Annotated in this window: 1 protein-coding gene; it reads left to right on the top strand. The window is 53.9% G+C overall.

The features are described 5' to 3' along the window. Window positions 1–85 precede the first annotated feature (85 nt). Window positions 86–265, top strand: coding sequence for a hypothetical protein (locus KHA85_RS20365; protein WP_213186694.1), 180 nt, complete (start codon window positions 86–88; stop codon window positions 263–265). Window positions 266–427 lie beyond the last annotated feature (162 nt).

Genomic DNA, 427 nt, shown 5'->3' with positions numbered 1-427 from the left:
CTGCGCATTTTATTGGTTTGCCCCATCAGACGGAGGCCGTGCTGGGGCACCTGATCGGCCATGATGACGCACAAGAGGAGCATGAATGAACCTGCAGCCCTTTACCGCCATGCTGATGTTCGCCTACGTGCTGTTGATGGTGCCGCTGCTCTACATCATCGACAGCCGGCTGAGCGCCAGCAAACTGGTGCGCAAAGCCACACAAAACGTCATCATCATCGTGTTGACGCTACTGATCTTCATCCCGACGACGCTGCTGTCTTGACGCCTCATCGGTTCCTACTCCAAGCCGCGCACCTAAACCGCCCCCCTCTCCTCTCTACCGCTCTACGGTTTTCATGCCCCCTTTCCTCAGCCATCTTTATAAATCCACTATGCGTTTCAACACCAGTTATCTCATCTCTGTCTTGTTGTTATTCCCACTTGT

Origin of the sequence: Dietzia massiliensis (assembly GCF_018390595.1) — a bacterium.
In the GTDB taxonomy this organism is placed as follows: Bacteria; Actinomycetota; Actinomycetes; order Mycobacteriales; family Mycobacteriaceae; genus Dietzia; species Dietzia massiliensis.
The sequence above is the reverse complement of the archived record's forward strand: the minus strand, read 5'-3'. Positions and strand labels throughout refer to the sequence as shown.

Excerpts from the sequence above, each read along its gene's own strand:
- KHA85_RS20365 (WP_213186694.1), top strand. The coding sequence starts at position 86 with ATGAACCTGCAGCCCTTTACCGCCATGCTGATGTTCGCCTACGTGCTG.